The organism is Chryseobacterium sp. FP211-J200, from assembly GCF_001643375.1.
Classification (GTDB): Bacteria; Bacteroidota; Bacteroidia; order Flavobacteriales; family Weeksellaceae; genus Epilithonimonas; species Epilithonimonas ginsengisoli.
The window spans coordinates 1-13,085 of the sequence record NZ_LSHB01000008.1 but is presented as its reverse complement, the minus strand read 5'-3'; the positions used below and the strand labels follow the sequence as shown (position 1 = coordinate 13,085).

Below are 13,085 nucleotides of genomic sequence, written 5' to 3'. Positions count from 1 at the left end.
CTATTTTCTTCCGATTTTACTATCTTTATCGACATCAAATAAAAAGATATGAAGCGAAACACTTTGTTCACGATGTCTGCTGTTTTCTTTGCAGCCCAATTTTCCAACGCTCAAACCAAATCAACAGAAAAGCTCAATCCAATTGTCGAAAGTTTTGTAAATGAAGCTAATAATAATTCCCAATTGGAAGATATGGCTTTCGAACTTTTGGACGGCATAGGACCAAGATTGGTTGGAACGCCGGAGATGTTGGCCGCCAATAATTACACCGCCGATAAACTAAAATCTTGGGGCATCGAAGCGAACCTTCAACAATTTGGAACTTGGAAAGGTTGGCAGCGTGGAACAACACACGTGGATATGGTCTATCCAAGAACAAAAACTTTGTCCGCAACACAATTAGCCTGGAGTCCGGCAACAAAAAAAGCCGTTGAAGCAGAAGTAGTTATTCTTCCCAAAGTCTCATCCAAAGCGGAATTTGACCAATGGTTACCATCAGCAAAAGGAAAGATTGTTTTGATGGCGCAATATCAGAAAATTGGCCGTTCTGATGATCAAATCAAGGAATTTGCGACGCCTGAACTATATGAGAAACTGAAAGCCGAAAAACAAAAGGCGATAAAAGATTTTCAAGAATACATCAAAAATATTGGTTACGATAACAACACGTTGCCAGAAGCTTTGGAAAAAGCGGGCGCATCCGGAATTGCAATTTCCAATTGGACGGGAATTCACAGTACCAATCGTGTTTTCGGAGCTAAGACCAAGAAGATTCCAATGTTCGATATCGATTTGGAAGATTACGGAATGCTTTACAGAATGGCGGAGAAAGGCGCAAAACCAAGAATTAAAATTGATGCTCAATCCAAAGTTCTTCCAGAAGCAAAATCCTTCAACACCATCGGAATGATAAAAGGTTCTGAGAAACCAAACGAATATGTCATTCTTTCTGCTCACCTCGATTCTTGGGATGGCGCGCAAGGTGCGACGGACAACGGAACCGGAACTTTGACGATGCTCGAGACAATGCGAATCCTCAAAAAATATTATCCAAATAACAAACGAACCATCATCGTTGGACTTTGGGGAAGCGAGGAGCAAGGACTGAATGGCTCACGTGGTTTCGTGGCAGACAATCCTGAAATCATCAAAGGCGTACAGGCGGTTTTCAATCAAGACAACGGAACGGGTAGAGTGGTGGACATCAGCGGACAAGGTTTCAAAGATTCGTATGCTTACATTGGAAAATGGCTGGACGCGGTTCCTAAAAAAGTGAAAGACAACATCAAAACCAACTTCCCAGGAATGCCTGGTGGAGGCGGTTCCGACCACGCTTCTTTCGTTTCAGCTGGCGTTCCGGGATTCTCTTTGAGTTCGCTTAACTGGGGTTATTTCGGTTACACTTGGCACACGACCAAAGATACTTATGACAAAATTGTTTTTGATGAACTGAAGAACAATGTAATTCTGACAGCCACTTTAGCTTATATGGCTTCCGAAGACCCAGAGTTCACAAGTCGTGAAAAAAGAGTAATGCCAAATGACGAAAAAGGCGAACCGATGAAATGGCCGGTTGCACGTGAGCCGAAGAGAACGAGCAACGACGAATAATTTTATTAATTAAAGAAAGAAATTCAAAAATATTTTCTCTCGCAGATTATGCTGATTACTCAGATTTTATTTAATATAATCTGCTTGATTTGCCAAATCAGCGAGAGTTTTAAAAAGTTTAAAATGAACAAACTGATTCTAGGATTAACGATTTTAAGTTCCATATTAATGAATGCCCAAACCCAAATCATCGCTCACAGAGGCTATTGGCAGACCAATCCGCTAACGACGGAAAACTCTTTGAAGGCTTTAGAAAATGCTCAGAAATTGAAAATCTACGGCGCGGAGTTCGATGTGAGAATGACCAAAGATGGCTTTCTCGTCATCAACCATGATGAGCACCACGGGAAAATGGAAGTTTCTGAAACGGATTTTAAAGAATTAGCAAAACTGAAACTTTCCAATGGCGAGAAGTTTCCAACGTTGAAAGATTATTTGAAACAAGGCAAAAAAGATGCTTCTTTAAAACTGATTGTTGAAATCAAGCCAGCAAAAACACCAGAACTTGAGAACGAGATTGTGAAGAAAACCATTCAAACCATCAAGGATTTGAAGCTGGAATCTCAAAGTGAATTCATTTCTTTTAGTTTGAATGTTTGTAAAGAAATTAAAAAAGCAGGACCGAATTTCAAAGTGCAATATCTGGAAGGCAATCTTTCGCCTCAACAAATAAAAGCAGAAGGATTGGACGGCATCGATTATCATTACAGCGTATTCGAGAAAAATCCAACGTGGATTTCAGAAGCTAATTCGTTAGGATTAATTACCAATTCCTGGACTGTGAACGACCTCGAAGTTTATAAAAAACTGAAAGAACAAGGACTGAAATTCGTTACGACAAATGTTCCGCACCAGTTGAAAGAGAAATAAGGAATTTTATTTTTAATGGACTTCGAGAGCCTCAGTGTGACAACGCTTTTACAAATTATTTGTTTCGAGTTTTGTCAGTCTGAGGCTCTCGAAGACATATATTATAGACGTACCAAATGATAAGATTTCATTAAATCTAATTGCAATGTTTCTTTTCTAAACAATCGTTTGGTAAATTTGCACCTTCAAAATAATTACAATGAATTTAAAAGGAAAAAACGCCATCATCACTGGTGGCGGAAGAGGCCTTGGGAAAGCGGTTGCGCAGACCCTGGCCAATGAAGGCGTGAACGTCGGCATCACAGGAAGAAACGAAAATTATCTTAAAATAGCAGCAAATGAACTGAAAGCAACTGGCGTGAAAGTAGCCTACGCCGTTTTCAGTGTGGACAATGAATTGGAAGTGAAAGCAGGAATCGAGTCGCTTGCAGAGCAACTTGGCGGCGTGGATATTTTGGTCAACAACGCTGGAATCGGTGACTTTGGAAGCATCGAGGAAATGCCTTCGGAGACGTGGGAACAAGTTATTAAAACCAATCTTTTCGGCGTATATTACGTTACGAAAGCAGTTTACCCTTTCTTAAAAGAAAAAGGCCAAGGTGATATAGTAAACGTAGCTTCCACAGCAGGTTTGAAAGGTGGTCCGAATATGTCAGCTTACGCCGCATCGAAAGCTGCGGTGGTTTCATTATCACAATCGATGATGGCAGAATGGAGAAAGGAAAACATCCGTGTCATCACTTTGACGCCAAGCACGATTGCTTCGGATATGAGCATCAACGGCGGTTTGACGGACGGAAATCCAGACAAAGTGCTTCAGCCAGAAGATTTTGCAGAATGGGTAAGAGATATCCTGAAAATGAACAGACGCGCATTGATTGCAAACGGTTCAATTTTCTCTACGAATCCTTAAGCTTAACAATTATAAAGCAAAAGCGGTTTTACAACAATGTAGAACCGCTTTTTTATTGGATTAATCTTTCCTTTTCAGGACTTTCCCTCGTGGCTCATTGCCTTCATAAAGCGCTATTTCGGAATGAAGGAATTGTGCAGCCGCGGCGGAATCTTCAACTTTGACAGAACTTCTCTGTATCATTTCTGATTCGAAATCAGATAGGACATTTTTTCTGATGCCGTCGGTTCGCCATTGCGACAATGGTCTGCATTTTTTTGATATTTCACGAGCTAAGGATAACGCATCCAGCAAAGCCTGATTGGCACCTTGCCCCTTGAAAGGACTCATCGGATGTGCGGCATCACCAATCAATGTGGCGTTTCCGAAGTTTTTCATTAATTCTGGTGTGAGCAACGCACGGTCATAAACGGGATATCCGGAAATCTGATTTGCCAAAGTGGCGTTGATGATTTCAGGAACTGGCGAATGCCAGTTTGTTCGTCGGATAGCTTCTTGTTTAAGGGCTTCCGAACCTTTGTTGCTGAGGTTTTTTGCTTCGTCCTCAGACATCGGAAAACTGAGTTGCCACATTATTGAATCGGCATCAAATGGCATCATATAGATCCGTTCGTTTCCGTTCGCCGTCTGAAAAACCGTCGCTGAATCCAACAGATGATGGTCATTAATTTCGAGAGCACTCAACGGACAAATGCCTAAAATGACAATGCAATCCAGATAGCGCAAAGGCGAAATTTCTTCACCAATTAAAATATGACGAACAGCACTTCGAATACCGTCTGCACCAACGATTATGTCAGCTTTTTCAATCTTTGATTCGCCGTTGACTTGAAAGTAAAGTTCAATTTTACCGTCTTGATTTTCATTAAAATCGATTAATTGATGTCCCCATTTGATGTTTTCATTGCCACCCAATTGTTCGATGAATGTGGAACGGAGCGATTGTCTGGCAATATGGATATTGGATTTTTTCGGGGATTGTTTTTCGGAATTTTGAAGCCACTTTCGCATTCCCCATTCGGCCACTACTTTTCCATCAGGCGTGTGAACCAAATGTCTTGTCGAAACCACGCCTTTTTCCAACTTCGAAATTCCGAAACCTTCAATCGCTTTGCTGGCTTGTTGTAAGGTAAGGCCATAACCTTGCGAGCGTTCATCAAAACTTTTGTCGCGCTCATAAATGGTAAAAGGAATACCACGGTGTAAACAAGCAACAACCAAAGCAACACCACCAATCCCAGCACCAATGATGGCGACGTGAGGAAGGTTCTCTGTATCTGGAATCGGGAAGCTGTCAGCCGAAGTCAATCCTGAGCCAGAACAGGTTGGGCAAACATACCAATGCGCTTCCGGACGGGTAGGAGGTGTTCCTTCGCCATTGGTTTTTTCAAAATGTTCCAGTTCCGATTGATAGCGAAGTTTCACACTTTTCTTGATTCTCCGCTTTTTCTTTCCGAGACCTTGGCATTCTGTGCAGATGGTAAAACAAGGTGTTTTAGTTTGCATTTCTATATGGTTTCTTACAGTTGTAAAACAGGTTTAATATTGTTTCACCGTTTGCTTCAATTTACTTAATGTATTTTTTCATTAATGAAACTTCTGATTAAATGATCATCGTCAACTGGATCCTTTTCCTCGACTCATCTACTTCCACCACTTTCACCTGAACGTGCTGATGAAGCTTCACTACTTCATTCACATCCGATACAAAACCGTCTTTCAACTGTGAGATGTGTACGAGTCCGCTTTCTTTGATTCCTAAATCTACAAAACATCCGAAGGCGGTAATGTTGTTCACAATGCCTGGAAGGATCATTCCAGGGTTGAGGTTTTTAATGGATTTTACATTCGGGTCAAACTCGAATACCTTTGCTGCCTTTCTTGGGTCCAATCCTGGTTTTTCCAGTTCTTTCAAGATGTCTTTGATTCCCAATATTCCAATTTCATTGGTGATATATTTTTCTGGGTTGATGAGCGCGATTTTTTCTTTATTTGAAATCAAGTCTTCTGTTTTGAGACCAAGGTCTTTCGCCATTTTCTCAATCGTCTTGTAAGCTTCCGGATGCACCGCTGAATTATCCAACGGATTTTTAGCATTTTTAATTCTTACGAATGCGGCCGCTTGCTGATAAGCTTTTTCGCCGAGTCTAGGAACTTTTTTGAGTTCTTTTCTCTCTGTGAAGGCACCGTTTTCTGTCCGGTAGTTCACGATGTTCTCAGCCATTTTTTCTCCGATTCCGGAAACGTAGCTTAATAGAGATTTGCTGGCTGTATTAAGATTTATGCCGACTGAGTTTACAGAACGGATAACGGTATTGTCCAATTCCTCTTTTAGTTTGGTCTGGTCCACATCGTGCTGGTATTGCCCCACACCAATCGACTTGGCATCAATCTTTACTAGTTCTGCCAAAGGGTCGGCCAATCTCCGTCCAATAGAAACCGCACCTCTTACGGTCACGTCATAATTTGGGAACTCATCTCTGGCAATTTTGCTTGCCGAATAGATGGACGCGCCTGCTTCTGACACCACAAAAACCTGAATTGGTTTATCAAAGGCAATTTTCTTGATGAAGAATTCCGTTTCTCGTCCTGCCGTTCCGTTTCCGATAGAAATGGCCTGAATGTTATAGGCATTCACCATCGAGCGGATCTTCTTCATCGCCATCCCAGTTTCGTTCTGTGGTGCGTGTGGATAGATGGTTTCGTTGTTTAGCAGGTCGCCCTTTTCATCCAGACAAACCACTTTGCAACCTGTCCTGAATCCTGGGTCGATTGCCAATATCCTTTTTTCTCCCAACGGCGATGCCAACAGCAATTGCTGAAGATTCTCCGAGAAAACCTCGATGGCTTTGATGTCTGCTTTTTCCTTCGCTTCCTGCAAAGCTTCGTTGGAAATGGCGGGTTCCAAGAGTCGTTTGTAAGAATCTGCAATGACTAGTTCTATTTGTTTGGTCGTGGAATTGTTGCTTTTGATGACGGTATTTTCCATTAGTTCTACTGCTTCTTCTTTATCAATATCGACAGAGACCTTCACAAAACCTTCATTCTCTGCGCGGAGCATTGCCAATAATCTGTGGCTTGGGATTCGGTTCAGCGCTTCCTGCCATTCAAAATATTGGGAGAATTTCTGAGCTGCCTCATCCTCTTTTTTAGCTTTTACGACTTTCGAAGTGATAATCGCTTTTCGTTGAAAAAGTCTTCGCAGGTTTTTACGGATGTAAAGATTTTCATTGATCCATTCTGCTATGATGTCTCTCGCGCCTTGCAAGGCTTCAGATTCATCAGCTACCTCTTTGCTGAGGTATTTGGAAGCCAAGAATTCTACATCGTCATTCCGCTGGCTCATAATGATCTTCGCCAAAGGTTCCAGGCCTTTTTCTCTTGCGGTGTCGGCTTTGGTCTTCTTGCGTTTTTTGTAGGGCAGATAGAGGTCTTCGAGCTCCTGAAGGTCAAAGCTTTGTTCTATTTTTTGTTTAAGTTCGGAAGTTAAAGCATTTTGTTCATCTATGGACTTTAGAATGCTTTCTTTCCGTTTGGTGATCTCGTCAAACTGCTTGTTCAGCTTGAAGATATTTTCAATCGCCACCTCGTCCAGATTACCGGTTCTGTCTTTTCTGTAGCGGGCAATGAAGGGAATGGTACAATCTTCTGCAAGAAGCTGAAGGGTGCTGTCTATGCTTTTGGAGGATATATTAAGCTGTTTCTGTATAAAGTCTGAAGAAGTCATTTCTAAGTTTTGAAAAGCGAAAATAGTGTTTTGTAATGAGAACTGAGGATTGCATCATATTCAAATTTTTAAAATAGGACCTATGAAATTGGTAGAGACTGAAAAGCGTTTCGCTTCCATTGTTAAAAGTGTTTTTTTAAGAAATTAAAAATATATTTAATTATCATTATCAAGTTTGTAAAGCATTGAATTTTTGTGACTTATCTGTGTTTTTGTGTGGATTTTTTTACTAATTTAATCCCGTTAAAAATCACACATTATGAAAAACAAGAACAATTTTTCACTGGAGGACCTATTGCTTTACGTTGGTAATTCATTCCAAGAATTGACTGATTTGCTAAAAGAACGTCTTCCCATACCCGTCAATCATCAAGAGACGGACTACAAAGATGCAGCTGATGCAAAAATTGAACTAAAAGTAAGTGACAGTACGCTCTACCGCTGGCGAAAAGAAGGTGTGATAGATTTTATCATCAAGAAAGGGAAGATCTATTATGATATCTCCTCTGTACTCAGGAAGAAGAAGTGATGCTTCGGGTCATCTTCGGCTCTCCTTCGGATCGGCTTCGGAAAAAACATCTTTTTTCCGAAGAAGACCCGAAGAAAACGGGTAGCTGATCCGAAGGAATGACATCGGAACCAGTCATTTTCCTTCAAATCAAGTCAAAGTCGGTCAAAACCTGTCAGAGGTGTACAGGCTGTTGTTTTGTGTTATAACTTCGTTTTGTTAAACAATTAAAAATTATAATTATGGCAACATTCAACAAAGGAATTCTGGGTGGATTCTCGGGCAAAGTCGGGACGGTAGTAGGAGCTAACTGGCGTGGTAAGGATATTATGCGAAGTCTTCCAAAACCATCCCTGAAAGAACCTACCGAGAAACAGCTTTTGCAACAAGCCAGGTTTAAACTGGCGGTGGCTTTCTTGCAACCACTTAAAACCATCTTGTCCCAATATTTTGGGTCGAGTAGTGGGGTGAAATCCAGAGTGAATCTGGCAACTTCGTACACCATCAATGAAGCGATGCAGGTTGTGGCAGGCATCCCGGAACTGGTGCACAACAAGGTGCTGATCACCAAAGGTGAACTGACAGGCTTTCAGAATGCCATTCTGAATACGCAAGCAGGTGGTGTTCTAGACCTGGAATGGGAAGATAACAGTGCACAGGGCAATGCCTCGGCATCAGACCAAGTAAGTCTGGTAAGCTACTGCAAGGAACTGAACGATTTTCAAATCTTTGAAGATATTGTGGTGCGCTCCGACCTGATGGCGAGTGTCACACTCCCTAACTTCTGCATTGGGAAGACCATAGAGGTCTGGGCTTTCCTCAACACGGAGAAGCAGACCTTTGCGAGTAACAGTTTTTATCTTGGCGAGCACAGGGTGCTTTAGAATGAAGAATCCACTTGAGAGAGTGGATTTTTTTTTGGTCTTTCTTAAAAATAAAAAAGGCGAGTTGCCCCGCCTTGAATGTTTTCACAACGGAATAATCCTTATTGTGAATTGCTTTCGGATACAAATGTAAATATTAATTATTTAATCACTTTACGGTTTTCCGCATTTATATGAATTAATTTCTATTTAATTTTAGGAATTTCAAATAAACTATATAGCTATGGTAAAAAATATACTTGGATTGGACTTGGGAACGAACTCGATTGGTTGGGCATTGATAGAAATCAATCACGAAAAAGGATTAGTAAAAATATTAGGTTTAGGTTCTCGCATATTACCGATGGATGCAGGAGAAATTGGTGATTTTGAGCGAAGTGGGAAAATCAAAAGCTCTGCCGCTCAAAGAACCGAAAAGAGAGGTCCAAGACGATTAAATGAACGATATTTATTAAGAAGGGATAGGTTACACTTAGTTTTGGATTTGTTAGATGCGCTTCCTAAACATTACAAACTTGAGATAGATTTTACTAATAAGAATGATGAAAAGTGTGGGCAATTCAAGAAAAATAAAGAACCTAAGTTAGCTTACTTAACAAAGCAAATCGGAGAAAAGGCGAAATTTCTTTTCAAAGAGAGCTACCAAGAAATGCTTGATAGAATTGGTATAGAAAATAAAAAGAAAAGTAGAATTCCTTATGATTGGACTTTATATTTTTTAAGGCAAAAAGCTTTATCTGAAAAAATTAGTTTAGAAGAGTTGGCGTGGGTACTATTGAGTTACAACCAAAAGCGTGGGTATGAAAAAACTGAAGTTGAAGATAAGTCAACCAAAGATGGCGAAATATTAGAAGAACTGGATTTGAGGGTGAAAGATGTTTTACCTAAAGTTGATAATGATGGAAAACAATTTTACGAAGTTCATTTAGATGGTAATGATAATTTTATTTACCAAGAGTACTCAGCAATTCAAATGACTTTTAAAGATGATTTAAAAGAAATAAGAAAAATATCTAAAGTTGACGAACAAGGTAATATCGACGACGCAAAAACTGAATTTACAATAGTTGATATTTACCCTTTAGAAATAAAAAGTGTCGATTACGAAAATAAAGATGGCAAACACATATACACCTTAACTTACCAGAATGGTTGGAAAGAAACCAAACCACCTAAAAATAATTATACCTTTCAATATAAAAATGCTTTAGGCAAAGAATATGATTATATCGTGGAAACACTGTATGATTTTAAAGGAAAAATTAAAGCGCAGTTAGGTAAAGAGAGAAAACTGAGAGAACCTGATTTAAGTGATAACTCCAGTGATTGGACCTTGCTTAAAAAGAAAACAGAAAAAGAAGCTTTGGCTTATAATTATGACAATGGATATATAGATGCGCAAACGAAAGAGCCTAAAAAATATATCAGCACAATAATTTACAATGTTTTAAAAAAAGATGCTCAATCTGGAAACCGTACAAAGATTATTGGTGGTATGTTTCAAGTTGTTGACAGAGATTTCTATCGTGAGGAGTTGAAACAAATTATTTCTACTCAAAAACAATTTCACATAAATTTAGAGGATAAAGCTGTATTTGAACAATGTGTGAAAACACTTTATCCAAAAAATAAAAATCATCAGGAATCGCTTTTGAAAAATAAAGACGCAATCCAACACTTGTTGGTGGAAGATATTCTAATGTACCAAAGACCGTTGAAGAGTAAGAAATCGGAAATTGCCAATTGTAAATATGAGGTTCGATATTGGAAAAACATTGAAGACAAAAATGGTAATCCGATAAAAGAAGTTGATATAGAAACCGGAGAAATAAAAGTAAAAAAAGAACCAGTCTACATCAAAGTAGTTTCAGCTTCTCATCCATATTTTCAAGAGTTTAGAATTTGGGATAAACTGCATAGTTTGAAATTAATTCAACTTGAAAAAGAAGTTGATGGCAAGAAATTAACTAACCAAGATATAACAAAAGAATACTTCAAAAGCGAAAAAGAATATCAGGAACTATTTGAAGAACTGAACAATAGAAAATCATTAAACCAAGAACAGTTTCTTTCTTATTGTAAAAGAAAGTTTAAAATTGATTACAAAGCAAAAGACAGTAATTATGCTTGGAATTTCCCTGAAGATGAAGAAATCAAAGGAAATGAAACACGTGTAAGCATTGCCACTCGTTTTAAACGTTGTGGTTTCACAGAATATACTGATTTTCTCACTCAACAAAAAGAATTAGAGTTATGGCATTATTTATATTCTGTCACATATAAAGAGCGAACTGAAAATGAGAATAAAAGTGTATCTACTTTTTTCAATAATTATTTTGATGGGTTTGATATTACTGAAGAAATAAAAGAAAAGGTTATCAACGATTTTGCAAATTATCCAAAATTCGCCTCGAAATATTGCGCTTATTCTGAAAAAGCATTGAAGAAGTTTTTGCCATTAATTCGTTTAGATACAAGAGAAAATAAAGATAGCTGGACAAGTGAGCAATGGTATCAAAACTGGCAAGAACATTTAGGAATTAGAAAAGAGAAGATTTTAAGGAAATTAAAAGAAATGGATTTCACAGCAGATAGTATTGATTACGCTAAAGTTATCAATACCAATGTTGATTTACAAAAAGGAGAAATTCCTTTTCCTAAAGGTCTTTTCAATGTATTTCGTGATTTTGAACAAGGAGAAGATTTTAATAGACTGAATCTAACGCAAGCTTCTTATCTGATTTACGGTCGTCACTCTGAATTGGCACAAGCAAAATACTGGACATCGCCAGATGATATTAGAAAACAACTCCATCAAGAATTAAAACAACATTCACTTAATAATCCAGTGGCAGAGAAAGTTCTTTTGGAAATGATGCAAGTGGTTGCTGATTTATGGGATTATTATGGAAAAGGAGAAAAAGATTTCTTTTCAAGAATTCATTTAGAAGTTGGTAGAGAATTAAAAAAATCTGCCAAAGAAAAAGAATCAGAATCAAAACGGATGTCCGGTAATAAATCACAAAATAAAAGATTACGCCAATTATTAGAAGAGTATTTAGCAAACAGTTCTTACAATGCCAATCCTAAAAACTTCGACCATTTTGAACGCTTAAGAATTGTAGAAGAAGGTGCCGAGCATACCAAAAATAATGACAAAAAATTCTTTGATGAAAATGATGAGTTAAAAGAAAAAAATATTACCAAAAAAGATATTGAAGATATTCTGAAAAAGCCATTTATTACAAAAGAAGATTTTGATAAATATAAACTTTGGATAGAACAAGGCTATCGTTCGCCATATTCAGGACAAATGATTAAACTCACTGAATTGTTTGATGGTAATAAATTCAATGTTGACCATATCTTTCCACAAGCTTCCATTACCAATAATTCATTGAGTAATAAAGTTGTTGTTGAGGTTGCTTTAAACAAATTGAAAAGTGATAAAACTGCCAGAGCTTTTATACAAGCTCAAAATGGACAATCGCATTTAGGTATTCCTGTCTGTACAGAAGAAGATTTTTTAAGCATAGTGAAAACTCAGTTTTCAGGTACAAAAAAAATGATTTTACTGTCGAAAGAAATTCCTAAAGGATTTACGAGTAGCCAATTAAATAACGCACGTCATATTGCAAGAAAAGCAATGGAACTTTTAAGCCATATTGTGAGAGAACCGGGAGAAGTAGAATTCCGCTCAAAAAATGTACTTCCGGTTACAGGAATGGTAACTACAGAACTAAAAAAAGCTTGGAAACTAGACCAAGTCTGGACAGAGTTAGTTGCTCCGAGATTTATTCGTTTAAATGAATTGACTCAATCAAGTTTGTTTGGAAGCTGGCAAATTTCTAAAAATGGACAAAAATATTTTGATTGTAATTTGGACAACATCATCCGCGAAAAAGATGAATCTTATGATATAAAACGAATTGACCATAGACATCACGCATTAGACGCATTGGTTGTTGCGTTGTGTACGGAAGATCACGTTAATTATATCAATAATATTAATGCGAATGCCAAGTCTGATAATTTTGGAAAACAGAAGCAAATTGAAAAATACAGACAGACGTTAAAACGAAAAATCAAATTCACCAAAAGAGATGATGAGCAAGATGAGAATAACTGGTATTATATGTTACCGGGGGAAATTCGCCAAAGAGAAGCAGAAAATTCAAAAAGAGATTCTGTTGCTGAAATGATGTATCATTATAAAGATTTTGAATCTTTTGGTCAAGACTACAAAAAAATGGCTTTAACTGCATTGCAAAATACAATTGTTACTTTCAAACAAAATCTTCGGGTAATCAATAAATCAGTTAACAGATACAATAATTCTCCCAACAAAAATAAGTTTGAAAAACAGAATGTTGAAAATGGGCAAAAACAAAATTGGGCGATTCGCAGGAGTTTGGGAAAAGATACCTTTTATGGAAAACAAACAATAGACGGAGAAGAAAAAATTGTAATAAGAAAGGCTTTAGATACATCTTTCAATAATGAGAAAATTAGAACAATTTCAGATTCATTAGGGTTTACAAAAAATATATTAATTAACCCGTAGTGCATTAT

8 protein-coding genes are annotated in these 13,085 nt (G+C 37.9%); 6 read left to right on the top strand and 2 right to left on the bottom strand.

Annotated features, from left to right (window positions below; genetic code table 11):
• Nucleotides 1-48: 48 nt before the first annotated feature.
• The 3 genes from AXA65_RS02510 (at nt 49) to AXA65_RS02500 (ending at nt 3,394) form a co-directional block, all read left to right on the top strand.
• Nucleotides 49-1,611 carry a M20/M25/M40 family metallo-hydrolase gene (locus AXA65_RS02510; protein ID WP_063968564.1) on the top strand — a complete coding sequence of 521 codons (1,563 nt, stop codon included), beginning with the start codon at nt 49-51 and terminating at the stop codon, nt 1,609-1,611.
• Between the two features lie 123 nt (nt 1,612-1,734).
• Nucleotides 1,735-2,481 carry a glycerophosphodiester phosphodiesterase family protein gene (locus AXA65_RS02505; RefSeq protein ID WP_063968563.1) on the top strand — a complete coding sequence of 249 codons (747 nt, stop codon included), beginning with the start codon at nt 1,735-1,737 and terminating at the stop codon, nt 2,479-2,481.
• Nucleotides 2,482-2,680: 199 nt separating this feature from the next.
• A complete protein-coding gene (locus AXA65_RS02500; RefSeq protein WP_063968562.1) occupies nt 2,681-3,394 on the top strand; it encodes a 3-ketoacyl-ACP reductase in 714 nt (237 codons plus the stop codon).
• 60 nt (nt 3,395-3,454) lie between these two features.
• Here AXA65_RS02500 and AXA65_RS02495 read toward each other — a convergent pair whose 3' ends face one another.
• Both AXA65_RS02495 and AXA65_RS02490 read right to left on the bottom strand, forming a co-directional pair.
• Nucleotides 3,455-4,900, bottom strand: coding sequence for an FAD-dependent oxidoreductase (locus tag AXA65_RS02495; protein WP_063968561.1), 1,446 nt, complete (start codon nt 4,898-4,900; stop codon nt 3,455-3,457).
• Nucleotides 4,901-4,997: 97 nt separating this feature from the next.
• Entirely contained in the window at nt 4,998-7,121 is a 2,124-nt protein-coding gene (locus AXA65_RS02490) for a Tex family protein (protein ID WP_063968560.1), read from the bottom strand.
• A gap of 259 nt (nt 7,122-7,380) precedes the next feature.
• On the opposite strand from AXA65_RS02490, the gene AXA65_RS02485 reads away from it, so the two are divergent.
• The 3 genes from AXA65_RS02485 (at nt 7,381) to cas9 (ending at nt 13,077) form a co-directional block, all read left to right on the top strand.
• Nucleotides 7,381-7,650, top strand: a complete 270-nt coding sequence (locus AXA65_RS02485) for a helix-turn-helix domain-containing protein (RefSeq protein ID WP_063968559.1) — start codon at nt 7,381-7,383, stop codon at nt 7,648-7,650.
• 221 nt (nt 7,651-7,871) lie between these two features.
• The gene (locus AXA65_RS02480; RefSeq protein WP_063968558.1) at nt 7,872-8,513 is read left to right on the top strand and encodes a DUF6266 family protein; all 642 of its coding nucleotides are present in this window, start codon (nt 7,872-7,874) and stop codon (nt 8,511-8,513) included.
• Between the two features lie 223 nt (nt 8,514-8,736).
• Nucleotides 8,737-13,077: a type II CRISPR RNA-guided endonuclease Cas9 gene (gene cas9 / locus AXA65_RS02475; RefSeq protein WP_063968557.1), complete on the top strand. Its 4,341-nt coding sequence runs from the start codon at nt 8,737-8,739 to the stop codon at nt 13,075-13,077.
• The last annotated feature ends 8 nt before the right edge of the window (nt 13,078-13,085 follow it).

Excerpts from the sequence above, each read along its gene's own strand:
- AXA65_RS02510 (WP_063968564.1), top strand. The coding sequence starts at position 49 with ATGAAGCGAAACACTTTGTTCACGATGTCTGCTGTTTTCTTTGCAGCC.
- AXA65_RS02505 (WP_063968563.1), top strand. The coding sequence starts at position 1,735 with ATGAACAAACTGATTCTAGGATTAACGATTTTAAGTTCCATATTAATG.
- AXA65_RS02500 (WP_063968562.1), top strand. The coding sequence starts at position 2,681 with ATGAATTTAAAAGGAAAAAACGCCATCATCACTGGTGGCGGAAGAGGC.
- AXA65_RS02495 (WP_063968561.1), bottom strand. The coding sequence starts at position 4,900 with ATGCAAACTAAAACACCTTGTTTTACCATCTGCACAGAATGCCAAGGT.
- AXA65_RS02490 (WP_063968560.1), bottom strand. The coding sequence starts at position 7,121 with ATGACTTCTTCAGACTTTATACAGAAACAGCTTAATATATCCTCCAAA.
- AXA65_RS02485 (WP_063968559.1), top strand. The coding sequence starts at position 7,381 with ATGAAAAACAAGAACAATTTTTCACTGGAGGACCTATTGCTTTACGTT.
- AXA65_RS02480 (WP_063968558.1), top strand. The coding sequence starts at position 7,872 with ATGGCAACATTCAACAAAGGAATTCTGGGTGGATTCTCGGGCAAAGTC.
- cas9 (WP_063968557.1), top strand. The coding sequence starts at position 8,737 with ATGGTAAAAAATATACTTGGATTGGACTTGGGAACGAACTCGATTGGT.